Source organism: Thalassospira lucentensis MCCC 1A00383 = DSM 14000 (genome assembly GCF_000421265.1).
In the GTDB taxonomy this organism is placed as follows: Bacteria; Pseudomonadota; Alphaproteobacteria; order Rhodospirillales; family Thalassospiraceae; genus Thalassospira; species Thalassospira lucentensis.
The window spans coordinates 34,129-60,658 of record NZ_ATWN01000011.1; the positions used below are offsets into that span (position 1 = coordinate 34,129).

Genomic DNA, 26,530 nt, shown 5'->3' on the forward strand with positions numbered 1-26,530 from the left:
AGATCACCGGGCACGATCATCAAGAGTTGCCAGTTGGATACGCGCCGATGAAAAAGACATTCCGATCAAAGGTACAGACATTGCTTCACGGTGTAGACCGGAAGTCCCGTCTATCCTTGATTGTCCATCTGGTTCTGGCCAGTGCGATCATCATCAACGTTGTGTCGGTGATTTTTGACTCGGTCGACGAGTTTGCTGATCGCTATTTCATCGCGTTTGCCATCATCGAGTGTGGCTGCACCCTGATCTTTACCATCGAATACGCCTTGCGCGTTTGGTCTGCCCCCGACGACCCGCGCTTTTCAGGCGCTTGGGCGCGTTTACGATACATGCTGACACCGATGGCGCTGATCGACCTGATTGCCATTCTGCCGATTATCCTGTGGGTGTTTACATCGATTGATCTGCGCTTCGTTCGTATCGTGCGATTGTTGCGGCTGTTGAAATTCACCCGTTATTCCACCGGGCTGGAATTGATGTTGCTGGTATTTCGCCAGCAGGCTGGTATCTTTGGTGCCGCCAGTGCCGCCCTTGCCTGTATGCTGGTGTTCAGTGCCGGGGCGATTTATATTGCCGAACATCAGGCCCAGCCCGATGCGTTCGGCAATCTGATTGATGCACTGTACTGGAGCGTGATTACCCTTGCCACTGTCGGGTATGGCGACGTCGTTCCGATCACGCCGTTTGGTAAATTCCTTGCCAGTATCATTTCGCTGACCGGGATCGGTATTGTTGCTGTTCCGGCCGGTATATTGGCATCGGCCTTTAACAGTGAATTGCGCCGCCGTGAAACCGCATATCGCCATCAGGCCACCCGTCAATTGCTGGGAAAACGCCTGACCGACCGGGTACGCAACAAGCTAAAATCCCATCAAGAAGACCTTGGCATCAGCGATGAGCAGGCCCAATCAATTGTCGAAGACATTCGCGATGTCCATCGTACCGAAAGCGACGAAATTCTGACCTGTCCACATTGTCATCATCCCCTGCAACTTGAACTAAAAGACGCGGAAACAAACCCTCCGGCGTAAAAGGCTTGACGCCGGAATTTTTTACGCTCATGTTTTGTGGCATGAAGACACACGGCATGAACCCGATCCTTATTGCAAATCGTTGGTGGTGGCTCGCATAAGCGGGTGGCCAAAAAACATGCCCTAAAACAATCGGCCGCCTCATTCTTGCAGGCGGCTTTGTGTTTTCAGACTTCTTTTCTTTTTCTGATGATCACGATCCTCCTGCGGCGAAGGCCAACACAGGAGTAAACAACGTGACCACCCCGACCCCGAAAACAGAAAACAGCAGCGAATACCGCTACACCACCGATGGCGGCATCTCTGTCATTCGTCGGATGACCACCATTACCTATGAAAACGCCACCGAAGGCCTGATTGACGCACTTGATCAGACCAAAGGCGTTTTGCTGTCTTCAAGCTATGAGTTTCCGGGGCGCTATTCACGTTGGGACATGGGGTTTGATACCCCGCCGCTTGAAATTACCGGGCGCGAACGCGGCTTTGCCATCCGGGCCCTCAATGACCGTGGCCGGATTCTCCTTGATATCATTTCCAACACCTTGGGCAATCACCCGCACATTGAAGGTGTGACCGACGGTGACGACGGGCTTTATGGCTACGTCAAAACCCCGGCATCCTGGTTCCCCGAAGAACAGCGCAGCCAACAACCAAGTCTGTTTTCCGTGGTACGTGCCCTGCGTGATCTGTTTGCCCATAAGGGGGACGAACGCCTTGGCCTATACGGCGCATTTGGTTATGACATCGCGCTTCATTTCGAACAGATCAATCTGGCCCAGGACCGCCCCGCCGATCATAAGGACATACATCTGTTCCTGCCCGATCGCCTGATTACGGTCGATCATGCATCGCGCGTGGCCACCAAAATCGAATATGAATTCATCACTCCGGATGGTCACAGCACGGTTGGGCTGGAACGCGCTTCACAGGCTCACCCGCCGTCACGCGGCAACAATGCCGTTGTTGAAAACGACATGAAACCCGGCGAATACGCCGCCATTGTTGATGAAACAAAACCACGCTTTGCCCGCGGTGAACTGTTTGAAGTTGTCCCAAGCCGCGTTTTCAGAACCTCTTGTGCCACCGCACCCTCTGAAATCTTCCGCCGTCTGAAACGCCGCAATCCCGCGCCGTATGGTTTTTTGATCAATCTGGGCGACGGCGAACATCTGATTGGTGCGTCGCCTGAAATGTATGTCCGGGTCAATGGTCAACGCATTGAAACCTGTCCGATATCGGGCACGATCGCGCGCGGTCGTGATGCGATTGAGGATGCCGAAAACATCCGCACCTTGCTCAATTCGACCAAGGATGAGTCGGAACTGACCATGTGCACCGATGTTGATCGCAATGATAAGGCCCGTGTCTGCAAACCGGGCAGCATCCGCATTCTGGGCCGCCGTCAAATCGAAATGTATTCGCGCCTGATCCACACGGTTGATCATGTCGAAGGCCGTCTGCGCGACGGGTTTGATGCCCTTGATGCGTTTCTGACCCATTGCTGGGCGGTCACTGTGACCGGGGCGCCCAAACGTGCCGCCATGAAACATATCGAAGCCGTCGAGCGCAGTTCACGTGCTTGGTATGGCGGGGCGATTGGTGCGGTTCTGTGTAATGGCGACCTCAATACCGGACTGACGTTGCGCACCGTGCGCCTCAAGCAGGGCATCGCCGAAGTCCGTGCAGGCGCGACATTACTCTATGACAGCGTGTCCGAAGCCGAAGAAGACGAAACCGTGCTCAAGGCATCGGCGATGATTGATGCCGTCACCCGCGATGCCAAGGATGAGATCACCATTGATCCGGCGGTATCGGGCATTGGCAAACGTGTGCTTTTGATTGATCACGAAGACAGCTTTGTCCAAAACCTTGCAAGCTATATCCGCGCCACCGGGGCGGAGACGTTGACCCTACGCCCCGGCTTCCCAGACGAAGCATTTGATGATTTCAAACCTGATCTGGTGTTCCTGTCGCCCGGCCCGGGCCGCCCCGATGATTATCACCTGCGTGACAGCATTGAACGTGCTTTGGCCGCCGGGCTTCCCGTTTTTGGTGTTTGTCTTGGTCTGCAGGGGATTGTTGAATTTTTCGGCGGATCATTGGGTCAACTTGTCACACCGATGCATGGCAAACCGTCAAAGGTGAAACTCGATACAACCGATCCGCTGTTTGAAGGCCTTCCCGATGACATCGTGGTCGGGCGATATCACTCGTTATTTGCCAATGCAGATGAACTGCCCGGCGATCTTCGGGTAACCGCCCAAAGCGACGACGGCGTCATCATGGGGGTGCGCCATAAAGTTCTGCCGATCAGTGCAGTGCAATTTCATCCCGAAAGCCTGCTGACCCTGCAGGGTGATGTCGGGATGCGCATGATTGCCAACCTTCTGCGCAATCCGCAGGGCCATTTGCCCAACGAGGATGACGAGAATATTGACGAAGCCGACGACAACAGCACACCGAAAACATCAGACGTAAAGGCCGCCTAATATACTAAATGCATCAACACCCACGCACCTGACCTGTGCGGCGTCAAAGCCCCCCCTGCTAAATGACGCATCAAACCACAGGTCAGATACAGCAACGGCCGTGCCCCTCCCTCACGGCCGTTGCTTTTTTGTCAAAACCGAAATGGCCGGCTTATGCGTCGTCTTCGTCGTCAAGTTCCCCGTCGATCACACTGTAATCGGGCGGCGGGGCTTTGCGGAATTGTTCAGGATTGCCTTTGCGTTTTTCGCGCGTGCGCGAAATCCAGCCACCATATTGACCTTCGGGCTTGGGTTCAGTCGGCGCACCGGCACGCACCGGACGCGGGGCAAAACGGCCAAGGCTGATCAAACGGTCATACATCACGATGTTGGCGGCAATCGCGACATTCACACAAAAGCTCATCGGGATTTTGATGATGAAATCACATCTATCCTGCATGCCCTGCGACAGGTTGCCGCGTTCCGGACCAAGGATATAGGCCGCCTGCGATGGATGCTTGAAACTTGGCAGTTCAATCGCATCAGGGGTGAGTTCGATCCCGACCATCCGGCATCCGGTCGGCAGGAAGAAGTTATCGTGATTGGGGAAATGATAATACGGCATCTGTTCGCCGGACTTCGACGTATCGGTAATATTTGAACGTTCCTTGCGAAAGTCCGCATCCACCGTAAAGGCAAAGCTCGCACCAAAGGCATGGGCGGAACGAAACAGGGTGCCCACATTCAAAGGCTTGCTTGCCCCTTCAATTCCAATCCCGAAATAGCCGCGCATTTCTTCCTCCGTGCCGCACATTGGTCCTGTGCGAGAACAACTCCAATGAAAACATTGGAACGGGCTATACCCCTATGTGCCCGATAAGGCAAGTAAACCGCCCGGAAACGACAATCTGTCAGGGCGTCATACCCAAAGGTTTCTGGAACATGTCCTCCGCCCAGCCGTTTTAGTTTGTAGAAGGTGAAAACACCAAAGGCACTTGAAGGCCTTAAACACTGGCAAACTCACGAACAACGCAGGAGATACCAAATGAATTGGGATCAAATCGCCGGACGCTGGAAACAAGTCAAAGGCAACGTCAAAAGCGAATGGGGCCGCCTCACCGACGACGATGTTGACCAGGTCGATGGTCAGCAGGACAAATTGATCGGCCGTGTGCAGGAAAGATACGGCGTTGAACGCGAAGAAGCAGAACGCCAAGTCAGCAACTGGTTCTCGCGTCTGTGATATCTGTCCTGACAGAAACCCCACCCGACCAAAACGTCCCCATTGATCGCTTCATGCTTGATCGATGGGGGCGAAACTGTTTTTTATTGCCGGTCCGTTAAGTATCGACCGCAGCAATCAGGAAATCCATGCCCGTCAAATCCCCCTGCACCGGTGTCTGTGTGCTTGATACCAAAACCGGTTATTGTGCGGGCTGTTTTCGCACCGGTGACGAAATCGGATCCTGGATGGGATTAAGCGACGGCGGCAAAAAACGCATCCTTGCCCAAATCAATAAACGCCGCGCCCAGCAAAAACAGTCCGAAAAACAGCCCCCGGTTACTACCCAACCACAGTAAACCAATTTGGCATCTCTTTCGCCGCGCCCTAGATGCTAAAGCCGCTTTTCTGGCCACTGGCCCCCTTCGGTGCCAGCTTGGGGATAAGCAGCGAAAATGTCGTCCCCTCATCGACGACAGAACGCATATACACATTCCCACCGATCACGGTTTCAACAACATTACCGACAACCGCCATGCCAAGGCCGCTGCCGGGGTTTGTCGAACTTTCTGTCCAGAACGGCTCAAAAACCCGCTCGTGGAGTGCGGGATCAATACCAACTCCGTTATCTTCGACCTCGATCTGATAAAATTGTTCGTCAAGGTCGATCAGACGCACGATGATCTGGGCATCGGTTCTGTTGGCAAAGGCATGGCTTTTTGCATTCGACACCAGACTAAGAACAACCTGATCAATGGCATCTGAATAGTTTTCAACTGGCGCGGTCTGAGGTCCCTCAAAACGGATCGTAATTCCTGCTTTGGCGTATTGTTCACGCATCGTTTGAACCAAGTCATCAAGCAATGAGCCAAGATCGAAACGGCGCCGGTTGTGGTTTGACTGATTGGTAGCCGTCTGGTGAAAATGCCCGACCAGCGTGACAGTGCGGTCAAGGTTCTTCTGAACGATCTTGACCCCTTTTTGCAGGTAACCGACATCATCAACGACGGCCTGCCGGTCGATTTCTTTGTGACCAAGCTTTGCCGAAAGGTCATCAAGATGCGCGCCCAAGGTTGAAATAACCGTCACCGCATTGCCAATCGGCGTGCGCATTTCATGGGCCACCCCGGCCACAATCCGGCCAAGGGATGCCATCCGACGTTCCGACACAAGCTGGGCGGCAATCCGTTGTTGCGCCAAATGCGACTGTTGGCGATGCAGATTAAACATCCCAATGATTAACGACAAAATCGCAATCACCGCACCACCAACAGACAGAGTGACGATATCAGACAGATGGGGCGATACGATCCTGTTATATTGCGGCGCACTGGCAAGAATATACAGCCTGTCGCCCCCGTCCTGTGCACTTTCGCGATCACCTAATCCCGAAAGCTCAAACCGGGTCAGGGGGGTTACGTGATACAAACGATGATTATGGACAAATGTGGTTGGTCCTTGGGCCGTACTACCGACTATTGTTTGCCACAGTTCATTTTGTTCGCGCGCCATATTCACCGACGTGCCGGTCATAAACCCCCAAAGCCGATCTTCTGTGACCCCAGCCAACCAATAGCCATCTGCATTCAAAAGTTCGGTTCGGGTAACCTGATTGTCATCCAACCCAAATTCCGAAAGCGGAACCCCCATATCAAGGTTGAACACAAGGTACCCCTGGCGACGTCCATCCACCGCAGTGATTGGCGTCCCCAACCGGGCCGTTGGACGCCATGGCGTTTCGATCTCGCCGCGTTCAACATTCAGATCAATCGGGCTAATGTAAACGCTACCAGAAGAAAGTTTTGTCGTGGCGGTGAAATAGTACCGCTCTGACTTGTCCTGCAAACTCTCGTCCGGGGCGACTTCAAGGTTATTGAACTTACTGTCGAGGCGAAGCTGCTCAGTCCCGTCATTTGCCAGAATGCGCAACTGGCTAAACCGACCTGCCTCTTTGGCGATCACGCGCAACTGTTCAATCGCCGCATCTGGTTGCTGATCAAAGTCACGAATGGATTTGTTCTGTGCGACAATTCGCAAAATCTGTGATGCCGCTTCAAACCATCGGTGTAACGTATTGTCGTGCGTCACCGTATCAAGGAGCAACTGCCGGGCGGTAAGGTCGTTCTGCCGTTTTCCTTCGAAAAATTGCCAGATCCCCCAACTGCCAAGCATACCGGCGGCGCCAACAATAAAAACAATCACTGCAGTGCGCCAAAACATGGTGCTTTGGTACCAAACACGTCCCGCAGGTGACATCAATTCAAAGGCCCGCGAACGGCTCTTGGCCGCCGCCAGTTTAGCCGATGCCTTACGATCCGGCATGCGCGTCAAGATCCCAGTTTTTCAGCCATTCAATGAACGCATCCGGTGCCATCGGTCGGGCATAATAAAACCCCTGTACGCATTCAATGCCCAAAAGCCGGGCAATCTGATGCTGTTCGCGGGTTTCAACACCTTCTGCAATCGAACGCAGTCCAAGATTGTCTGCCATCGCCTTTGCCGTGGCCGCCACACTGCCCCGCGCCTTTTCAAACGTCAGGCCGGAAATGAACGACTTGTCGATTTTGATCCCGTCAACCGGCAGTGAATTAAGATGGCTCAAGGACGAATAGCCCGTCCCAAAGTCATCAAGCCAAAGATTATAGCCCCGATCTTTTAGCGCCTTAACCCCGCGGGTTGCATCGTCGTCAACCGAAATCGCCTGTGTTTCGGTGATCTCAAACGATACCAGTTCAGCCAAAAGGTCACTGTCTTCGCATTGGCGGGTCAATACATCAACAAAATCAGGATTGCAGATATCTGGCACCGCTAGATTGATGGCAACCGGTAACCTGAGCAATCCTGCGTTTTGCAAGTCACGCCAAAAGTCGGAAACAGCCTCCAGACTCTGTAACGCAATATCCGAACTAAACCCGGCGCGCTCCGCAATCGGGATAAACACCGACGGTGATATGTTTTCGCCGTCCATCATCCAGCGACACAGAATTTCAGCCCCGACAACCTCTCCTGTCTTGGTGTTAATTTTAGGCTGGAAAACGAACCTGAACTGCTTGGACAGCACGGCTTCCTGCAAGGCGGATTTCATCCGGATGGTGTTTTGAACTTCGTCACCGATTTCCGGGGTAAACAGCATTGTCGTACCTGGACGATCCTGTATCACACGCAACAATGTGCTACGCGCGGCCCGGTCAATATCCGATGCCTTCTGATTGGTCGGATCACCAGAAACAATCCCGATTGATGCCGAAACCGAAATGCGATTGCCCATCATCAAAAATGTTTCGTGAAAAACGCCTTCAAGCGCCGACTGCTCAAGTGTGCCTGTGCTATCGACGACACCCAACATATATTCCCCAAGCCGGGCAATCAGGATCGTCTCACCAAGGGCATCGCGCATTCGATCATAAACCACAGACATCACATTTTCGGCAAAGGCCAAACCGAATGCCACAGCAAGTTGCGGCGCATCTTCCAACGCCACGAGCGCAACGGTCGCTTTGTCGGTTTTGCCGGAAACCAATCCGCCAAGTTCGCGGCTAAACGCATTGTGATTGGGCAATCCCAACCGCTGGTCGACAAAAGCAAGCTCCCCCAAATGATTTATCAAATCTAGGTTTTCAAAACAGATCGCAAGATTGCTGGCGAAAACCTGCAACAGAACAACATCGGAACTTGGTAGTGCACCGTTATGTTCAAAATACAGGATCAGTTCACGACCGGTTTCCGTGCGAAACCGCAATGCAATTTTGTTATCCCGTAATTCAGGTGTGGCATTGTCCGGCGCCACATCCTGCACCATGCTCAGATCAACATCGGGTACATCACCTAATTCAGACCCCACTTTTCCCGAAAACCGCCCCAACCCGGCCATGACGATCATACTGCTGGAATCATCCCCCGTCGGCGTTCCAACCGCACATACGGCACCTTCGGAGCGCAGGCGCAAAATTGCGGCAATCTGGGTCAGGACACCTTCTGCAAAAAGATCAATGTTCTTGTTGCTATAAAGACGTTGCGTGCCTTCGATCACCATTTCAAGACCGGCACGCGTCGCGCTCAGGCTGCGAATGTAATCATATGATCGAATTGCCGTCGTCAGCGACGTAATCAGCCGCGTCCGGGTCATCTCGTCCTTGGTGCGATAATCATTGATATCGTAATTGCTGATGACCTGATCTTCGGGGGCCTGCCCCGGGTAACCGGTACGAAGAATGATGCGCGGCTCAGTATAGCCGAGCTGACGAAGCTTTCCCACCAAACGAAGACCGGTGTCAGGTTCTTCCATCACAACATCAAGCATAATCACTGCAATGTTCTGGATGGTTTTTAGATATCCAAGCGCATCCTTAGCATTTGTCGCATGTAATAATTGCAACGGACGGCCAAGAATTCTGATCGTCGAAAGACTAAATTCGGTGGCCTCATGAACGTCAATATCGTCATCAACAATCAGAACTTTCCAAGCTGTATCGGGTGATGAACCACTCTGGCGACCGGTTGAAGCAGGTGCCTTGGTTGCACCCACACCGCTTACACGATCTGATGGCCGACCATTCTCGACATTTTGTTGCATTACAAGTCAACTCCCCAATCGGCTGTCAAGTTTCGACCGATCTTCTCGTCAGTTCTTGACCTCGTCGTTTCGGGCTTTGGCAAAGACAAGATGCTAAAAGCCACAAAACTTTGAATTTATTGCAATATTCTAAGGTTACTTACTATGCATCTGGATTGGTAAAACTACATTCTTGGACCAATCATTTGGTAATATTGCCAAGGTCAGCACTTGAGTGTGATGAGTCTTATTCTGTAACTTTTTCAATCAAAGATTGAAACAGTGTACTCTACGATAACGAATGTAATAAAGTTATGTTTTCATCCGATGATTGAAATTCAAGGCTTCGATATCAGCGACTCGCACATTAGTTTTTGCCATATCAATTTACCGAGATGACGGCGCACAACCGAATATGTTGCAATATCGTTGCTCGGTGCATTCAATTTGGAAAACTCGCTTGCGCAGCGGCGAAAACAAGGGTCCACAAATGGCTGATAAGCACGATAAAATAATCGCATCGGCATCTGACCTGCGCCGAATGTGCCGATATTCCCGGCTGGCTGTCCTTGCCACCACCGCCGCTGGCCATAAGCAAGTAGGTGATGGCTGGCCAGTGGCATCGATGGTGGTGCCCGCAATTGATGTTGATGGCACCCCGATCTTGCTGATTTCAGATCTTGCTGATCACACCCGCCATTTGAAGACAGATGACAGACTGTCATTGCTTTTCACGGGCTCTGCCGCCACCGATGACCGTCCAATCGCGACTGAAACCGATAATCCCCGCCTGACCTTGTTTGGCCGCGCTGTACAAGACAGCGCTGAGACAACGCGCGCAAGATACCTTCTTGCCAACCCGGATGCGGCGCAATACGCCGACTTTGGCGATTTCGGATTTTATCGGATCGCGGTGGAAGCAGCCTACTGGGTGGGTGGGTTTGGCAAACAGCGTCGGTTGTCTGGTGCGCAATTCATCGTTGATGACTGCCCTGCACTCTTAACCGGTCATAACAGCATTATCGACCATATGAATGCCGACCACCTTGATGCCATTGGCGATATTGTCGGCCATTACACCGATCACCCCAAAGACCTCGGCTGGAAGATGATTGCAATTGACTGCGACGGCATGAATTTAGCGGTCGAACACCCCGAGTCTTCTAATATCAGAATCGAGTTCCCGAAAACCATCCGAAACCCCGGTGACGCGCGCGAGATTTTGGTCGAAATGTGCAAGAAATCGCGCGACTTCAAGGCATGATTTGGTTTGTGAAGATTTAATTATCAGGTCTGAACAAAGAATTTTCACAAACGCAAAAACACCTACGTTTTCCTTGGTATTGGGCAAAAGGACCGGTTGCTTTTAAGACACCTTTGTAACAATATGTCTCGATGCAAAGAGTTACCCACAATTCTTTGTGTAGAATTGAAATTTAACCCCCAAATTCAATTTCCCACCAGGAGAGATTCGTGCTGCAATCAGGACCCGTTGTCAGCCGTGTAGGCCTTGAAACCCATGGCCTCAAGAACCTTGGCGCCGTTCACTGGAACCTTGACGCTGCTGGCCTTTACGAACATGCGATCCGTCGCAACGAAGGCAAAATCGCCAAAGGTGGCGCGTTTGTCGCACTTACCGGCGAACATACCGGCCGTTCCCCGCTGGATCGCTTTGTCGTTGAAGAAGAAAGCACCAAAAGTGACATTGACTGGGGCGATGTAAATCGCCCGGTCAGCCCCGAAGTATTCGAGCGCCTGTATCAAAAAGTGCGCGCCTACTTCCAGGGCACCGAACTTTTCGTACAAGACTGCTTTGCCGGATCAGACCCACGTTTCCGCCTGCCGGTACGTGTGATCAACGAAAATGCATGGCACAACCTTTTTGCACGCAACATGTTTATCCAGCCGCAAAAAGAAGAACTGCGTGATTTCTCCCCCGAATTCACCATTCTGCATGCACCGGGCCTTCAAGCAGACCCCGAAGTCGACGGAACCCGTTCCGACGTCTTCGTCATGGTCAGCTTTGAACGCAAAATGGTGATCATCGGCGGCACTTGGTATGCTGGCGAAATGAAGAAATCGATCTTCTCTGTTCTCAACCATATCCTTCCGGCCAAGGGCGTCCTGCCGATGCATTGCTCGGCCAACATGGGCAAGGACGGCGACACCGCCATCTTCTTTGGCCTGTCAGGTACCGGCAAAACCACCCTGTCGGCCGATGCATCACGCACCCTGATCGGGGACGATGAACATGGCTGGGGCGATGACGGCGTCTTTAACTTTGAAGGCGGCTGCTATGCCAAGGTGATCAAGCTTTCCAAAGAAGCCGAACCGGAAATCCATGCCACCACCGAGCGTTTCGGGACCGTTCTTGAGAACGTTGTGATGAACAAGCAATCGCGCGTGCTTGATCTCGACGACGCCCGTCACACCGAAAACACCCGGTCTTCCTATCCGATCGACTTCATTCCGAATGCATCGGAAAATGGTCGTGGTGGTCACCCCAAAAACATCATCATGCTGACCTGTGATGCATTTGGTGTTCTGCCACCGATTGCAAAACTGTCTTCCGCACAGGCGATGTATCACTTCCTGTCGGGCTACACTGCAAAGGTTGCCGGCACCGAAAAAGGTGTCAAGGAACCGACTGCTGCATTCTCTGCATGCTTTGGTGCGCCGTTCATGCCGCGTCATCCGTCGGTCTATGCCAAGCTTCTTGGTGAACTGATGGAAAAACATGGTGCAAACTGCTGGCTGGTCAATACCGGTTGGTCGGGTGGCGCCTATGGCGTTGGTTCACGCATGAAGATTGGTTATACCCGTGGCCTTTTGAATGCGGCGCTCAACGGTGATCTGGAAAATGCCGAGTTTGCAACCGATCCCTATTTCGGTCTGGCATATCCGACCACTTGCGGTGATATCCCGGCAGAAGTGCTTAACCCGCGTGACAGCTGGAAAGACAAGGCAGCCTATGACAAGGCAGCTTCAAATCTAACCAGCCTGTTTGAAAAGAACTTCACCAAGTTCGAAGAACATGTCACCAACGATGTTCGCGAAGCTTCGATCCGCAACAGCGCAGAAGTCAAAGCCGCTGAATAAGACGATTTGAACCAACACAGAAAAACCGGCACATTTTGTGCCGGTTTTTTTTTGCTCTGCCCGCGCTAACAATCAAGCTGGGCTATTGATTGTCATCTAAGCGAACCTGATATGTAATGGTCATCTGCTTGTACCAATCAATTTCTGGAATGAGCTTGCCGTGGTCAGGGACCAGAAGACAGCACAACACACCGCAGCCCGTCGTATGTTCCGCCTCTTTATAGCGGTATCCGTCGCAGGCTTGGCGACAGCTGCTGTGCCGGCATTAGCCACAGACAACGTTACGGATAAATTCGACCGCGAAGTCACCCTTGCCTGCAATGTTTTTCCACCATCGAAAATCGCAAACCGCAAAAGTGAACCCGGTTTTGACGTCGAAATCCTGCGCGCTGCTTTCGCGGCCAGTGGCGTTCGTCTGAACACCCCCTTTTACCCTTGGAAACGTGCGCACCTTTTGGCCGAACAGGGATTAGTCGACGGACTTTGTTCGTGTAGCTACCTTCCTGAACGCGAAGCCACTTTTGAATTTTCAGCGCCAATCGGACTTCAGCATGTCGGGTTTTTTGTCCTAGACCCGCATGTGATTTCAGGGATTGAAACACTTGATCAGGCTCTAGGGCTGACCATCGGTGTCGTTGCTGGTTACAATCTTGAAAAATTTGCCCGGGAAGCAGGTCTTGATACGATCAGCGCAAACTCTGAAAAAGGACTGTTTGCCCTGCTCCGCGGTGGCAGGATTGATGCAATATATGCGTTCCATGAAACGATGACGACAATGGTCAAAAACCATAACCGTGAAACCAACGAAAACCTGACAACATTTTATCGCGAAACAGCTGCATATCCGTATTTCTCGTGTCTATCCAAAAAGGCTGGAAATGCAGCAATGATTGCGGACCTTTTAAATTCCGGATTGGAAAAAATCAAAACGACAGGGCATTACAACAGCATTCTTGAACGTTACGGCGTTCTGACAAATTCTACGTTACAGCCAAAATCAAACGACTTTTAGGATCGCGCAAACAATTTCCCGCATAAACTGGCTGCAGCAGAAAACGTTTAACGAAGAACTTCTGCCCCTAGACCATAGGAGCACTTCGTCTTGGCAATTGGCATGCTACCATCGCATCTCCACTCAACACTTAATGCCCCTCGAAATCAGGATCAGAGCATATTGTGACCGCTCATTTACCTGCACATATTTTGCGCTTGGCTTTTCGCACTGGTGTTCTGGGCTGTTTGCTTGTCTTGCATCACCTGACACCGGCAACGGCGCAAAACTCGCTCATCTCGCCCCCCGGTGATCAAACGACGGTCACACTGGCGTGCAACCATTTCCCTCCCGCGAAGATCGCCGACGACACCGCCAGACCCGGCTATGACGTTGAAATCCTGCGTTCTGCATTCGCAACCCGGAATTTGACGCTGATAACGCCGTTTTATCCTTGGAAACGGGCTTATTTCCTTGCTGAGGCTGGTTTGGCCGATGGTTTATGTTCGTGTAGCTACCTCAAAGAGCGCGAAACCGACTTTTTGTTTTCCGACCCACTCGGCCACGAAGAGATCGCGCTTTTTACAACCCGGTCGGAAATTCTCGACACCATCACAACGCTTGAAGATGCCCGGAACATGACCATCGGCGTGGTCAGCGGGTACAGCACGGAAGTCACTGCACGCAACGCAAACTTGGATGTTATTACCGCCCACGACGAAGAAACCCTGCTAAATCTGATGCTTTCGCGCCGACTGGATGCGGTCTTGTCCTTCAAACCACCCGTTGAATACGCCATGCATGAGTTGCAGAAAAGGCGCCCGGAAACCGTCGACATCAAATCGAAAGTCATTTCAACAAGCCCGTACTATTCCTGCATCACACGCCACACCCAAAATGCCGACGAGCTTCTTGAACAGCTCAACATTGGCCTGAAAATCATTCAAGAAAACGGCACTTATGATAAAATATTGGGGAAATACGGGATTTCATCCGGTGCGAAGCCGGATGTGCCAACATTTAACCGGTAAAGCGTGATTTGACCCTTCGACCAGACCGCCCGCAAGTTACTTGCTGTCAGACGAACAATTGCCCTGTATAGCCATCAAAGATGAAGCGCTGGCATGACAATCTCAGGGGCGAAAACCATGCCTGTCCCATATTATTGCCGCGGTGTTTTGGCATCGCGCCAATACAGGCTGATGTCGGCTTCGGGTTTGCCAAACAAATAACCTTGTGCAAAATCAAAACCAGCCTTGGTGATCAATTCACGCATCTCATCGGTTTCAATCATCTCACCCACGACTTCGACATCGATTGAGTGACACAAATTGACCAATGAGCGCATAAAGGCCTGCCCCTTGCCCGACTTCATCGATTGGCGAATAGACTCACCGTCAATCTTGACATAATCGACCTCAAGCGCGCTGAGATACCGGAAGTTGGACGCCCCGGTCCCAAAATCATCCAGACAAATTTCAATCCCGAATTCGCGGAATCGGCTGATCCATTTGGCAGCACCATCAATGTCGGTGATTTCCGATGTTTCGGTAATCTCGATCATCAGCTGGCCAAGCGCATCGCGATTGCGTTCAAAAAGCGCAATGGCCGACCGGCAAAAATCCGGGTTTTCCAACGAATGGCCGGAAACATTCACCGCAACCCGCACGGTTAACCCGAGATCAAGCTGCGTTCTGATCCATTTTATGGTTCGACGCATCATCGCCAAGTCAAGACGATGGACCATATTAACCTGTTCGGCGAACGTAATCAGTTGCTGGGTCGGGATCAATTTCCCATCGTCGTCATAGAACCGGACCAGAACTTCGAAATGATGAATTTCGGCCGAGGGCAAGCGCACAATAGGCTGATAGGCCGCGTCAAATTTCAATCGGTCGACGCGCGCGCCAAAGTCATGCATCGCAGCAAAGGTGTCATTGACCAGATTGTTGGCCTGCCCCATGAGCCGCGAAAACGTAAACCCGTGTTCCTGACGGTCACAAAACCGTCGGATCGAATACAAAACGCCGCGCGCCAAATCGCCCGGCGGGATCAGTTCAGCCGTGAAATCTGTCACCGATGAGCTGACTTCAATCCCGACACCTTTGGGGTCGGCGTCCCGCGCACAGTCGGCAATGCGTTGCTCAAGTTCGCCAATACGCACGTCCGGACGATGAAGCATGCCAAACTGGTTGCTGGCAAGTCGGCCTGCGGTATCACCAGCGACAGAATGAGCCCGCAAAAACGCACCTACACTTGCCAGAAGTTCATCGCGTTCAATCTGTTCCATGCGTTTGCACAACGGATCAAACGCATTCAGGGTCATCAGGGTAAATTTATGTTCGGTCCCGGTTTCGCGTTGCGCGACAAGGCGCTCGGTCACCACTTTTGACAAGCTTTCTTCGTCCAAAAGGCCCGTCGCATGGTCACGTTTGATCGATCGGGCGACATCGGCCGGCAATGCATTGATCGCAACCCGAAGTGCGACAAAGAAATGATCCCCAAGATCGGGCAGGAAATAGCCACTCATGGAAACCGGGGGGCTGAGTTGTTCGTCAGGATGCACAAACCGGACCTGAATATTGTCCATGCGCCCACGTCTGCGCGCAACCTGAAGCATTTCAGTCACCAGCGGCTGAAACTGTTTGGCCAGCAGGCTGTGGAAAAGATGGCCCGACAATTGTTGCGGCCGACGCCCCAGAATGCCGTCAGAAGCACCGGATGCAAAAACGATCCGAAAGTCGCCATCCAGTTCCAGAAGGATGTCACCCCAGACGAACGCAAGTGCTGCAAAGCGATTGCGTTCGTTTCGAAGTTCGGCGGTACGAGCCTTTATAAGCTTATCCAAAGCGTCCTCTTACGCTGCTCAGAAATACCGACATTTCCCATCCCCCGAATTCGAAAACGTCGCCCGCGTCAAAACGGCTTTCACTGATGATCTTCCCATTGGTGTTAACAAGGGTTTTACATCGGCGAGATTTCCCATTCTAACGAGGATAAGTGTAGAATTTTCCCACAAGCAAGAAACAAAGGCCCGTTAACGCATCGGCACCTTTGCGATAAACATTCCATATATCTTTGTTCTCGTGGCGGGTTTTAAACCCCTAAGCCCTTTAATTCGAGCCATAAATGGTTGCGTATTTGGCATACCCACAATGCTTGATTGCATTCGATGGTGTGAAGGTTTGCAAGATCGGGCTGATCGCTTACAAGGAACCATACGCTATTTGCACTCACACCATATGATATGAGGCCCTCTGATAATGACGTCGCCCCTTAAATCCCGCTCGGACCTGCCACGCATGGATGCGGGATCGGTTTTGATCTTTGATCTCGACAACACACTTTATCCGGCGGCCTGCAACCTGTTTGCACAGGTTTCCAACTTGATCGGGAATTATGTCCGCGACACGCTGTCACTCGAACCTGATGAAGCATACCGGGTACAGAAAGACTATTTCCATCGCTATGGCACGACATTGCGCGGACTTATGACGGAGCATGAAATTGATCCGGCGGATTACCTAAGCAAAGTTCATGACATCGATGTCTCGGTGGTCGCACCCGCACCTGATTTGGCGGCCGCACTTGATGATTTACCCGGACGCAAACTTATTTTCACCAATGCATCGCGCGGTCATGCCGAGCGGGTGATGGAACGCCTTGGCATTGCCGACCGGTTTGAAACGATCTTTGACATTGTCGATGCGCAATACATTCCCAAACCGGAACAGGCCCCCTATGACCTGCTTCTCACACGCGATGGCATTGATCCGGGCAAGGCTGTCTATTTTGAAGACATGGCGAAAAATCTGCTGCCTGCCAAGGAAATGGGCATGACAACCGTTTGGGTTCATACCGACCTTGAATGGGCGCAGGCAGGCCGTGACGATCCAAGAATTGATCACCAAACCGACGACATTGTTGGTTTCTTGCGGACCCTCGCCAACGGGTCCTAACCCCCGTTTCGCCACCGTAATCGCCCATCATTTTCCAGCACACAGTACAAGTGCGACAAAGTGCATGATTTGTAACCGTTACAACGTTGAGATTCGCCCCGTCTTCGTTTATTGCTTTCTGCCATACGGATCAGGATCGGAACGCGGCCCGAAACAGGCCCTTCTACGTAAACTGGCGGAGTTGACTTCAAGGCCTGCTTTGACCATTCTCCGCCCGACAGATTTAAGGCTGACCGCAAGGACCTTCGAAAAATGAAAAGAACTGAACTTGAAGGCGTGATTAACGTCGCTTGGGAAAACCGCGACGAAATCAGCTCCGCCACACAGGGCGAAATCCGCAAAGCCGTTGACCAGACGCTGGGTGCTATGGATCGCGGTGAACTGCGTGTTGCCGAAAAGGTTGACGGAAAATGGGTCGTCAATCAGTGGGCGAAAAAGGCGGTTCTGCTGTCTTTCCGTCTCAATGACATGACCACCATCGCAGGTGGTCCGGGCGAAAACACCAACTGGTGGGACAAAGTCCCGTCGAAATTTGACGGTTGGGGCGAAGCCGAATTTAAAGAAGCCGGGTTCCGCGCCGTTCCAGGCAGCATCGTGCGCCGATCGGCCTATGTCGCACCGGGAACCGTTCTGATGCCAAGCTTTGTGAACCTTGGTGCCTATGTTGATACCGGTGTTATGGTTGATACTTGGGCCACCGTTGGTTCGTGCGCACAGATCGGTAAAAACGTTCACCTTTCGGGTGGTGCAGGCATCGGCGGTGTTCTTGAACCGCTCCAGGCCGGTCCGGTCATCATCGAAGACAACGCCTTTATCGGCGCACGTTCGGAAATCGTCGAAGGTGTTATCGTCGAAGAAGGTGCTGTCATTTCGATGGGTGTCTTCATTGGCGCCTCGACCAAAATCATCGACCGCACCACTGGCGAAACCTTTGTCGGTCGCGTCCCTGCCTATTCAGTTGTGGTTCCGGGCAGCATTGCCGGAAAACCGCTTCCTGATGGCACGCCGGGTCCAAGCCTGTATTGCGCGGTGATCATCAAACGTGTTGATGAAAAAACCCGTTCGAAAACCTCGATCAACGAACTGCTGCGTGACTGATTTCTGTCACCGTAAGAACGTATGATTTATAAGAGGCAGAACAATCATTGTGTTCTGCCTCTTTTTGTTCGCCAATGCTCCTTGTGAAGCCCCAGCTGTTTCACCGAAAACCAAGAGAATTCCATATGTCCGTCGCCCTTGAACTTGCCCAGTCCCTGATCCGTTGCCCGTCTGTCACCCCGGCTGATGCGGGTGCGCTAGACGTTCTGCAACAGGCGCTCGAAGCCCGTGGGTTTGACTGTAAACGCAAGGTGTTTGACGGCAATGGCAGTGATGCGATTGACAATCTCTATGCCCGTCTGGGCACCAAGGGCCGCAATTTCTGTTTTGCCGGGCACACCGATGTTGTGCCAGCAGGCGATCGTGACGCATGGACTGTCGATCCGTTTGGCGGCGAGGTCCAAGACGGCCGTCTGTTTGGGCGTGGTGCGGTTGACATGAAAACCGGCATTGCCTGTTTTGTTGGCGGGGTGGATGCGTTTTTGGCCGCACATCCGGATTTCGACGAATCCATCAGTTTCCTGATCACCGGCGACGAAGAAGCTGATGCTTTCAATGGAACGGTCAGGCTGATTGAATGGTGTGACCAGCAGGGCGAAAAGTTCGATACCTGTCTGGTGGGGGAACCGACCAACCCGAAATATCTCGGCGAAATGATGAAAATTGGCCGTCGCGGATCGATTACCGGCTGGCTGACAATTTATGGCGCACAGGGTCACGTGGCTTATCCGCATCTGGCGGACAACCCCGTACCGCGCATGATCAAGGTTCTTGATGTTCTTAATTCACGTAAACTTGATCAGGGCACCGACCATTTCCAGCCCAGCAACCTTGAAGTCACCACCGTTGATGCCGGGAACAGTGCCACCAACGTTGTCCCGGCCAAAGTTTCTGCAGCCTTTAACATCCGTTTCAACGATCTGCACACCGGTGTCGATCTTGAAAAATGGATCAAGGATGTCTGCGCCGAGCATGCTGGCGCGCATGAGCTAAGGGTCAAAATCTCTGGCGACGCATTCCTATCCACCCCCGGCAAGCTCGCCAACCTGATTGCCGATGCCGCGCAAAAAGTAACAGGCAAGCGCCCGGAGATGAGCACCACTGGCGGTACATCCGACGCCCGTTTCATTCAGAAGTATTGCGAGGTCGCGGAGTTTGGCCTTGTGGGTCAAAGCATGCACAAAGTTGATGAGCATGCGATGGTCGAGGATATTGAAAACCTGAGTAAGATTTACAGCGAAGTTTTGTCGGGATACTTTAACCACAGTTGAAGATACGCATTGAACTCGCACTGGGTACGTACAGGATATCTGCAGGATGACCGGAACAAAGAATTCAGGAAATCGCATTCCAGAAATCGTAATTGGGGATTTTGTTCCAAAAATCACCTTGCCCGACAAGACAGGAAAATCTGTCGAACTGACAGACCAACTGATTGCCGGCAACACTCTGGTTCTTTGGTTCCTCGATGAAAAGCCCGGCAAGACCGATTGGCAGAAAATTGACCCATTTCTTGAAGAAACCCAATCTGCAGAAGTTTTGACATTTCTGATTGTCTGCGGCAGGAAAAGCCCAAAGAAAGCTGGAAGTTCAAACAAGAAAGTCACTGAGCTTTATGATGAGGAAAATGCAGTCCGCAAGCTGCTTGGCATTGCAGGACCATCCATCATTGTGATTGACCCGAACAATCGGCTTGCTGGAATAGATACCTCGTCCAACGTCAATCAAATCATCAATACGTGTAAGTCCATTCACAACGATAGTGAAGCCCTGGCGGCAAACCATCAAGCCCCCGTGATGGTCATGAAGGATGTTCTTGAACCTGAATTATGCGCAGAATTACTTCGTTATTGGGATGATGGTGAAAAACGTGCTGATGGGGTTTCTTTGGGATCATCAAGCAACAGCACAGCAAAGAAAGAGATAAAGAAACGCAACGACGTTGTCTTGCTTGATGAACCACTCTTCAACCGCGTCAAAGCACGCATCGTTTCGCGGCTTGCGCCAGAGCTTATAAAGGCATTTCACTTTAGAACCGCCAGTATGGAAGCGCTGCGGATAGGCTGCTATGACGCCGCCGAAGAAGGGCATTTCGCACGTCATCGTGATAACCGCACGACGTTTACCGCCCACCGGCGGTTCGCAGTCTCTCTTAACCTCAATGCCATAGATTACGAAGGCGGACAGGTGAGGTTCCCGGAATATGGTCGCACTTTGTATGCGCCGCCTCCGGGAGGCGCACTTGTTTTCTCCTGCTCACTCCTGCACGAGGCAGTGCCGGTGACCAAGGGCAAGCGGTTCGCAATTTTCACCTTTCTGACAGATGAGGCTGGCGCATTGGCAGAAAGAAAGATGATGGCCGAGCGTAATAAGCAACTCACCCCATTCTCAATGAAGTCTTGATAATCTCGAGGATCAAATAGTTTTGGAGAGCTTTTTCTTTCCGCTGATCGATTGATTTGCATGAAAATGCGCGACGCTATGGCGTGCTGAGGCCAGAACCTTGTCAGCGGTTTCATCATCGACCGCACGGCTGAGAACAACAGCCCCAACCATCATCGCCAGCATCGCGATGGCATCCTGTTCGTATTGAACTGGCACATTGCGCAATTTCTGATCTGATTCGAGGTTGATGTGGCGATCAATGCCCGGCACGTCGTCCTCTTTTGCCAACTTCCATGCCAGTTTTTCAGACGCCTGATTGATCAGTTTTGAAAAGGCTTCCTGTGCACGAACCCCGGATCGGGAAACTTCGGCTGACAGGGTTGGCAATGCACAGCCCAGTTCCGGATTTTCAATATGTACCCGCGACAAATACAACTTGGCAAAGGATGTCACCCAATCCCCACCGGTCCGTTCCGCTTTGCGCAGCTTTGCCAGTATTGGAGAGGATAAAAGCGACATGCCGTTTTCAACGCAGGCAACAAACAGGTCTTCCTTGTTTTTGAAATGCGCATAAAACCCACCGCGCGTCAGCCCCGCCTCGGCCATGACCTGATCAATTGTCACGTTCTCAAACCCGTTCTTTTTAAACAGGGCCGTTGCCGCATTCAGGATGCGAATACGGGTTTTGGGTTTGTGGGCGGGACTGTAGGGCATTTGTCAGATCCGTTTGAAGGTGGTTTTGCGGCCGATCCAAAAACAATGACACATCCTGATAATATGTTCTTGAACATATTATATCCTCGTTAATCCTGTCTGCAAGTTCCCTTCACCCGACATTGCACGAACGGCAATGGGAACCCTCGCAGCAAAGGAAGACCGCATGTCTGAATTGATGATCATCGGAATGCCCCGCAGCAGCTTGACGCGTACGGTCCGCATCGCCTGTATCGAAAAAGAAATCCCGTTTGAGTTCAGTACTCGGAATGTGCAGCTCCCCGGGCAGCGCGCAACGCCGGAGGTTTCCAATCGTAATCCGTTTGGCAAAGTACCTGTTCTGGTTCATGGAAAGTTGGTTTTGTATGAAACAGCGGCCATCTGCCGGTATATAGACGACACATTTTCAGGCCCACTTTTACGCCCGGTTCATACAGAAAAAATCGCCCTGATGAACCAGTGGATCAGCCTTGCCATGACCCGGCTGGATCAAAACATTATTCGGAATTTTGTTATCCCAATGGTTTTTGCCAACACCAAACAGCGCCACGATCCGGGCTTCGCCGTGCGCATGAACCAGATGGGCGATCTTATTGCCCACGACCTTGGGGTTCTGGATGATGCTTACGTCGATGGCTGGCTTTTTGGCGACCGCTTTACCATCCCCGACATGATGATCATGCCGATGCTCCATTACCTCAATGCCATGCCCGGCGGACCAGAGATGATTGCGAACGCTCCGAATGTGAAAGCCGCTTTTACGCGTTTCAAGGCCCGAAGCTCCGCCGCCCAAACCGACCCGTTGTTGCCCGATCAGATTTTGAAATCCGCCTAACCTTTTTCACCGCCGCCCTTGTGTCTCCCTTAATCGCACAAGGGCTTTTCAGCCGCCGCAGACACACATCCTCCAAGCATGTTGGCCCCTGCGGTCTGTGGCGGCTGCTTTTTATCGGCGACCTATGGCGTCCAGGTGATGGGGACGTACCCCGGCAAAGCTTCTATGCGGTCAAGCCAAGCCCGAATGCCCGGACACCCCGAAAGACTGACTTTTCCGAGCTCTGCGCGATGGGTATAGGCATAGAGCGAGATATCAGCGATGCTCAGAGCATCTCCCACCAGCCAGTTATGGCTTGAAAGACGTTTTTCCATCAGATCAAGCGCACGTTTGGCCCCGGCCTGCTTCATTGGCGCCAGAATATCGGCATTTTCGGGTAATCCCTTGATCTCATACCAGGAAATCAGCACCGCGATATTGGGTTCATGGTCGTACTGTTCAAAGAACAACCATCCCATCATTTCCGCACGCTCAAAACGGTCATCTGGCACGAAGTTCGTTCCCTCGGCCAGATAGGTGAGGATCGCGTTGCTTTCAGCCAAAACCCGACCGTCATCCAGAACAAGCGCCGGGATCTTGCCGTTTGGATTGATCTTTTCCAGGTATTCTGGTGTCCGGGTTTCCCCTTTCATGATGTCGCGTTCGACATAGTCAAACGCCGTTCCCATCATCGACAGCAGCAAACGAACCTTGTAGCCGTTTCCCGAAAGCAAATAATCGTTCAAAATCATTGTAAATGTCCTTGTGGCACATGCGTGAAAAGCATTGGCCGGCCGGGTTTGATATTTGCGGCTGGATGATTGGCAAACAATCGAATAGTTTTGACGCAACTGTTCAATTTCATTGATCAATCATTCTGATCATAGAGGCCATTATGGATTCTGACCTGCTGCGCAGCTTTGTCGCCTTTGCCGAATCAGGCAGCTTTAACCGGGCGGCTGACCGGATTGGCCGCACGCCATCGGCCTTTTCCATGCAGATGAAACGGCTTGAAGAACTGGTCGATAACAAACTGTTTGAACGGGACGGTCGGAATGTTCTTTTAACCCCGGATGGCATCACCTTTGTCGGATATGCCCGGCGTATCTTGTCGCTTCAGGACGAGGCTATGGGCAAGTTGCGAACACAGGATGCGTCACGTCCGATCCGCATTGGTTGCCCGGATGACTATGCGCAGAAAATCCTGCCGCTGGTCCTGCGCGGTATCCAGAAAGCCCACCCCGCCACAAAATTCTTTGTTTCGGTCAACCCGACAATCCTTCTGCGCCGGATGCTGGATCAGGGGGAACTAGACCTGTCGATCATTAGCCGATCTGAAACCGGCGAAGAAGGATACTTCCTGCGTCATGAACCGGGTGTCTGGGTTACATCCCCGATCCACAAACAGCATGAACTTGATCCCTTGCCACTGGTTTTACCGGCCGAGGATTGCAAGTTTCATGCGTGGGCGCTTGATGCCATTTCAAAAGCCGATCGGCCCTATACACTGTTTGCCACATCCCGACAGGCCGCGTCCCTGTTGCATCTGGTACGCGACGGACTTGGTGTGGCAACACTTGCCGCGGCCAGTGTTACCGATGAGTTTCAGGTTCTTGAGGCGCGTGATGGTTTTCCGCCCCTTCCGGCAGTTGGGGTTGCCTTGATGCTTGCCGAAGCATCCCATCCATTGGTCGACCGGCAACTTGCCATCGTGATACAGGATTATCTCAACCGAAATCTGGATGATGACTTGACCAGACAGGCCGCAAGCTGATTGGATGCCGCGCCATCACACCTATACGCCCATACATTGATCAACAAAGATTGCCCCAATGACCGCCAAACCACGCCTGAACATTTGTGTCACCTGCACCTTTTCCGCCGCCGACGGCCAAAGTGATCCCCGCGACGGCAAGGTTCTGTTTGAACGGGTAAAAACCGCCTGTGCCGAACGTGATGTGCCTTTTGACCTGCATCCGGCAGAATGTCTGACCAACTGCAAATCTGGCTGTTCGGTTGCCTTTAGTGGTGCTGCGAAATGGGGATATGTTTATGGCAATGTTGATCCCGATACGATGATCGAGGATCTATGCGATCTTGCGACCCGATATAGCGAAAGTGACAATGGCATTGTCGCATGGCGTGAACGCCCCGACAGCCTGCGCCGCAATGTCATCGCCCGCATTCCGCCGCTCGATTAAATGTTGCGTAATTACGCAGTCGGACAGTGCCAAAGCACGGAAATTTTGTCGGACTTAACCCGACGTGTTGGCATGAAGTTCCTGCCAAAGGCGCTGCACCTCACCGGTTGCCTGCAATTTTTCAATCATCTGATTAAAATCAGCAACTGGAATGACCGATTGATCTGCAATGACCGACACAAGGTCATACATGGCATCGGGTTGTACACCGACGGTAATAAGGTCACCCAGTCCCGGAGTTGCCGCCAATTCACGGGCGAGAAAACCTGCTGAAACAATGCCGATTGGCGCTTCGCGGGCCAAAACACCGTTCAGGACTTCCTTTTCGTTATAGCGCAGCAACACGTCATAAGATTGTTTCAGGAATTCTGGATCAGAGTTGAACTTGGCAAAACCATAATGGAACCCCAGCACGCACAGGATCGATTGGTTGGTGACATCGGCAAACGGATCATCTGTTTTCGCCGTGCTGCTTTGGGTTACATAAACATCTTTCTCTGTGACGATCTTGTCAGAGAATTGCACGGCGTAGTCCTGCCAGTCCCATTGCGCACTTTCGAGCAACAGAAGATCAACATCCCCATCCACCAGAGCCTTATAGCGTCTGCGTGACGACGTTTCGACAAGCTGAAACTCATAGTCGTCCTGCAACCCGTTCAGAAGCCCGATCAGCAAGGGAACCATGCCGTTTGGCTTGCCGTTTTCGAAATAATAAACAACACCGTATTCATACGCACCGACTTTAACCGTAACAGGCTCCGCCGCCTTTGCCGGTGCACCGCCATCGGGAAAAAACGCCGCCAGAAGTGCTGCAAGCATGATGCAAAAATGTCGAATTATTCGAAAAGCTGCCACTACATCTTTCCTGCAGTTCTCGGATTAATAAACCTTACGCCCCCGGCGACCCAACCATTTGGCCACTGCGCGGACGCATAACGCGTCCCTTTTATATACGGCGGTCCTGCCAGTTTTCCAGAAGGTAGCGTGCAATAGAAATTGGACGCGGCAAATTTATGCCCTTTTCTGGCAGGTTCGGCACCTCATCGCGATGCACCCACATGGCAAATTCGATTTCATCCTGATCAATGGTGATATCTGTGGTTTCCGCCTCTGCGACAAACCCCAGCATCAATGATCCGGGAAACGGCCAAGGCTGGGATGCGACATATTTCGGGCGCTTGACGCGAATGCCAACCTCTTCATAGACCTCACGCGCCACCGCCTGCTCAAGCGTTTCACCCGGTTCCACAAACCCTGCCAAAACCGAAACCATATTGGGCAGAAATTGCGGTGACCGGGCCAAAAGCACGTGATCTTCGTGATGGATCAGCATGATGACAGCTGGATCCGTGCGCGGGAAATGCGATTTTCCACAATCAGGATTGCTACACTCAAGACGATACCCGGCCTCGGCAACACGGTTCGCATGGCCACATGCCCCACAGAACTGATGCCCGCGATGCCAGTTAAAAAGGGCGCGCGCCTGTGCGGCAAGGGCGGCCTCGTCACTTGAAAGAGCGGCCATGCGGGTCCGCATATCGCCAAACCCGCCGCCAAGGCGGCGCACGGCTTCTTCCCGATCCGAAATGACCGACGCAATATCCACGGCCATCACGGGGCCATTGCCATCGCGTCCAAGATAAATCCATTGGGCGGCCTCAAGATCGACGTCCAGATGCCGGATTGCCAAACCACCAACCACCACAAGTTCATGCGCATCCATGTCTTCGGGCCAGGCAAAAAGCGGATCACCGTCATAGCAGATCAAAATACGTAACGAGTCTTCGACCAGCAGGCTCTGGCGCCAGTTTACTGACTTTCGCAGCACCGCATCACGATCAAGATCAACGGATTCGTAAAACAGCCTGTCCATAAGATCGCGTATCCTTAAATTCCATTTACCGACCAACATCGCAGGCAAGCTGCTGTCCGGGCGGTATTTTCCGGGACAACGGTGCCCGACATTAGCGCGCTGGCAGCCCGGTAAAAAGCCACG

Annotated in this window: 23 protein-coding genes; 15 read left to right on the forward strand and 8 right to left on the reverse strand. The window is 52.2% G+C overall.

What is annotated here, in order from left to right:
- Window positions 1-47 precede the first annotated feature (47 nt).
- Complete coding sequence (locus K355_RS0119540; protein ID WP_022733852.1) at window positions 48-1,031, forward strand: ion transporter; 984 nt, start codon at window positions 48-50, stop codon at window positions 1,029-1,031.
- A gap of 236 nt (window positions 1,032-1,267) precedes the next feature.
- Complete coding sequence (locus K355_RS0119545; protein WP_022733853.1) at window positions 1,268-3,520, forward strand: anthranilate synthase component I; 2,253 nt, start codon at window positions 1,268-1,270, stop codon at window positions 3,518-3,520.
- Between the two features lie 151 nt (window positions 3,521-3,671).
- Here K355_RS0119545 and K355_RS0119550 read toward each other — a convergent pair whose 3' ends face one another.
- Window positions 3,672-4,292 (reverse strand): RNA methyltransferase, encoded by a 621-nt coding sequence (locus tag K355_RS0119550; RefSeq protein WP_022733854.1) that lies wholly within the window; start codon window positions 4,290-4,292, stop codon window positions 3,672-3,674.
- Between the two features lie 252 nt (window positions 4,293-4,544).
- On the opposite strand from K355_RS0119550, the gene K355_RS0119555 reads away from it, so the two are divergent.
- Together K355_RS0119555 and K355_RS24510 are read left to right on the forward strand one after the other, a co-directional pair.
- Window positions 4,545-4,742, forward strand: coding sequence for a CsbD family protein (locus K355_RS0119555; protein WP_022733855.1), 198 nt, complete (start codon window positions 4,545-4,547; stop codon window positions 4,740-4,742).
- 128 nt (window positions 4,743-4,870) lie between these two features.
- Entirely contained in the window at window positions 4,871-5,080 is a 210-nt protein-coding gene (locus K355_RS24510) for a DUF1289 domain-containing protein (protein ID WP_022733856.1), read from the forward strand.
- 28 nt (window positions 5,081-5,108) lie between these two features.
- On the opposite strand, the gene K355_RS0119565 is transcribed toward K355_RS24510, so the two are convergent.
- The gene (locus K355_RS0119565; RefSeq protein WP_022733857.1) at window positions 5,109-7,043 is read right to left on the reverse strand and encodes a sensor histidine kinase; all 1,935 of its coding nucleotides are present in this window, start codon (window positions 7,041-7,043) and stop codon (window positions 5,109-5,111) included.
- Window positions 7,030-9,294, reverse strand: coding sequence for an EAL domain-containing protein (locus K355_RS0119570; protein ID WP_022733858.1), 2,265 nt, complete (start codon window positions 9,292-9,294; stop codon window positions 7,030-7,032). The genes K355_RS0119565 and K355_RS0119570 overlap by 14 nt, the downstream gene beginning before the upstream one ends.
- Window positions 9,295-9,763: 469 nt before the next feature.
- On the opposite strand from K355_RS0119570, the gene K355_RS0119575 reads away from it, so the two are divergent.
- The 4 genes from K355_RS0119575 (at window position 9,764) to K355_RS0119590 (ending at window position 14,394) form a co-directional block, all read left to right on the forward strand.
- Window positions 9,764-10,537, forward strand: coding sequence for a HugZ family pyridoxamine 5'-phosphate oxidase (locus K355_RS0119575; protein WP_028791777.1), 774 nt, complete (start codon window positions 9,764-9,766; stop codon window positions 10,535-10,537).
- Between the two features lie 209 nt (window positions 10,538-10,746).
- A complete protein-coding gene (locus tag K355_RS0119580) occupies window positions 10,747-12,372 on the forward strand; it encodes a phosphoenolpyruvate carboxykinase (RefSeq protein WP_022733860.1) in 1,626 nt (541 codons plus the stop codon).
- 205 nt (window positions 12,373-12,577) lie between these two features.
- A complete protein-coding gene (locus K355_RS0119585; protein WP_022733861.1) occupies window positions 12,578-13,384 on the forward strand; it encodes a substrate-binding periplasmic protein in 807 nt (268 codons plus the stop codon).
- A 164-nt stretch (window positions 13,385-13,548) separates the two neighbouring features.
- Window positions 13,549-14,394 carry a substrate-binding periplasmic protein gene (locus tag K355_RS0119590; protein WP_022733862.1) on the forward strand — a complete coding sequence of 282 codons (846 nt, stop codon included), beginning with the start codon at window positions 13,549-13,551 and terminating at the stop codon, window positions 14,392-14,394.
- A gap of 131 nt (window positions 14,395-14,525) precedes the next feature.
- On the opposite strand, the gene K355_RS0119595 is transcribed toward K355_RS0119590, so the two are convergent.
- Window positions 14,526-16,211: an EAL domain-containing protein gene (locus K355_RS0119595; RefSeq protein ID WP_022733863.1), complete on the reverse strand. Its 1,686-nt coding sequence runs from the start codon at window positions 16,209-16,211 to the stop codon at window positions 14,526-14,528.
- Window positions 16,212-16,626: 415 nt separating this feature from the next.
- On the opposite strand from K355_RS0119595, the gene K355_RS0119600 reads away from it, so the two are divergent.
- The 4 genes from K355_RS0119600 (at window position 16,627) to K355_RS0119615 (ending at window position 20,823) form a co-directional block, all read left to right on the forward strand.
- Window positions 16,627-17,322, forward strand: a complete 696-nt coding sequence (locus K355_RS0119600; RefSeq protein ID WP_022733864.1) for a pyrimidine 5'-nucleotidase — start codon at window positions 16,627-16,629, stop codon at window positions 17,320-17,322.
- Window positions 17,323-17,574: 252 nt separating this feature from the next.
- On the forward strand, window positions 17,575-18,420 hold the full coding sequence (dapD, locus tag K355_RS0119605) for a 2,3,4,5-tetrahydropyridine-2,6-dicarboxylate N-succinyltransferase (protein ID WP_022733865.1): 846 nt from the start codon (window positions 17,575-17,577) through the stop codon (window positions 18,418-18,420).
- Window positions 18,421-18,545: 125 nt separating this feature from the next.
- The gene (gene dapE, locus K355_RS0119610) at window positions 18,546-19,691 is read left to right on the forward strand and encodes a succinyl-diaminopimelate desuccinylase (protein ID WP_022733866.1); all 1,146 of its coding nucleotides are present in this window, start codon (window positions 18,546-18,548) and stop codon (window positions 19,689-19,691) included.
- A gap of 46 nt (window positions 19,692-19,737) precedes the next feature.
- On the forward strand, window positions 19,738-20,823 hold the full coding sequence (locus tag K355_RS0119615; protein WP_022733867.1) for a 2OG-Fe(II) oxygenase: 1,086 nt from the start codon (window positions 19,738-19,740) through the stop codon (window positions 20,821-20,823).
- A 12-nt stretch (window positions 20,824-20,835) separates the two neighbouring features.
- On the opposite strand, the gene K355_RS24515 is transcribed toward K355_RS0119615, so the two are convergent.
- On the reverse strand, window positions 20,836-21,519 hold the full coding sequence (locus tag K355_RS24515; protein ID WP_022733868.1) for a TetR/AcrR family transcriptional regulator: 684 nt from the start codon (window positions 21,517-21,519) through the stop codon (window positions 20,836-20,838).
- Window positions 21,520-21,685: 166 nt separating this feature from the next.
- On the opposite strand from K355_RS24515, the gene K355_RS0119625 reads away from it, so the two are divergent.
- Window positions 21,686-22,354: a glutathione S-transferase family protein gene (locus K355_RS0119625; protein ID WP_022733869.1), complete on the forward strand. Its 669-nt coding sequence runs from the start codon at window positions 21,686-21,688 to the stop codon at window positions 22,352-22,354.
- Window positions 22,355-22,476: 122 nt separating this feature from the next.
- On the opposite strand, the gene K355_RS0119630 is transcribed toward K355_RS0119625, so the two are convergent.
- Window positions 22,477-23,085, reverse strand: a complete 609-nt coding sequence (locus K355_RS0119630) for a glutathione S-transferase family protein (RefSeq protein WP_028791779.1) — start codon at window positions 23,083-23,085, stop codon at window positions 22,477-22,479.
- Window positions 23,086-23,228: 143 nt separating this feature from the next.
- On the opposite strand from K355_RS0119630, the gene K355_RS24520 reads away from it, so the two are divergent.
- Both K355_RS24520 and K355_RS0119645 read left to right on the forward strand, forming a co-directional pair.
- Window positions 23,229-24,107, forward strand: coding sequence for a LysR substrate-binding domain-containing protein (locus tag K355_RS24520; RefSeq protein ID WP_022733871.1), 879 nt, complete (start codon window positions 23,229-23,231; stop codon window positions 24,105-24,107).
- A gap of 58 nt (window positions 24,108-24,165) precedes the next feature.
- Complete coding sequence (locus tag K355_RS0119645; RefSeq protein ID WP_022733872.1) at window positions 24,166-24,534, forward strand: DUF1636 family protein; 369 nt, start codon at window positions 24,166-24,168, stop codon at window positions 24,532-24,534.
- A gap of 54 nt (window positions 24,535-24,588) precedes the next feature.
- Here the strand turns inward: K355_RS0119645 and K355_RS0119650 are convergent, their stop codons facing one another.
- Window positions 24,589-25,353 (reverse strand): type 2 periplasmic-binding domain-containing protein, encoded by a 765-nt coding sequence (locus tag K355_RS0119650; protein WP_028791781.1) that lies wholly within the window; start codon window positions 25,351-25,353, stop codon window positions 24,589-24,591.
- A 127-nt stretch (window positions 25,354-25,480) separates the two neighbouring features.
- Window positions 25,481-26,407 carry an NAD(+) diphosphatase gene (gene nudC, locus K355_RS0119655; protein ID WP_022733874.1) on the reverse strand — a complete coding sequence of 309 codons (927 nt, stop codon included), beginning with the start codon at window positions 26,405-26,407 and terminating at the stop codon, window positions 25,481-25,483.
- Window positions 26,408-26,530: the final 123 nt, after the last annotated feature.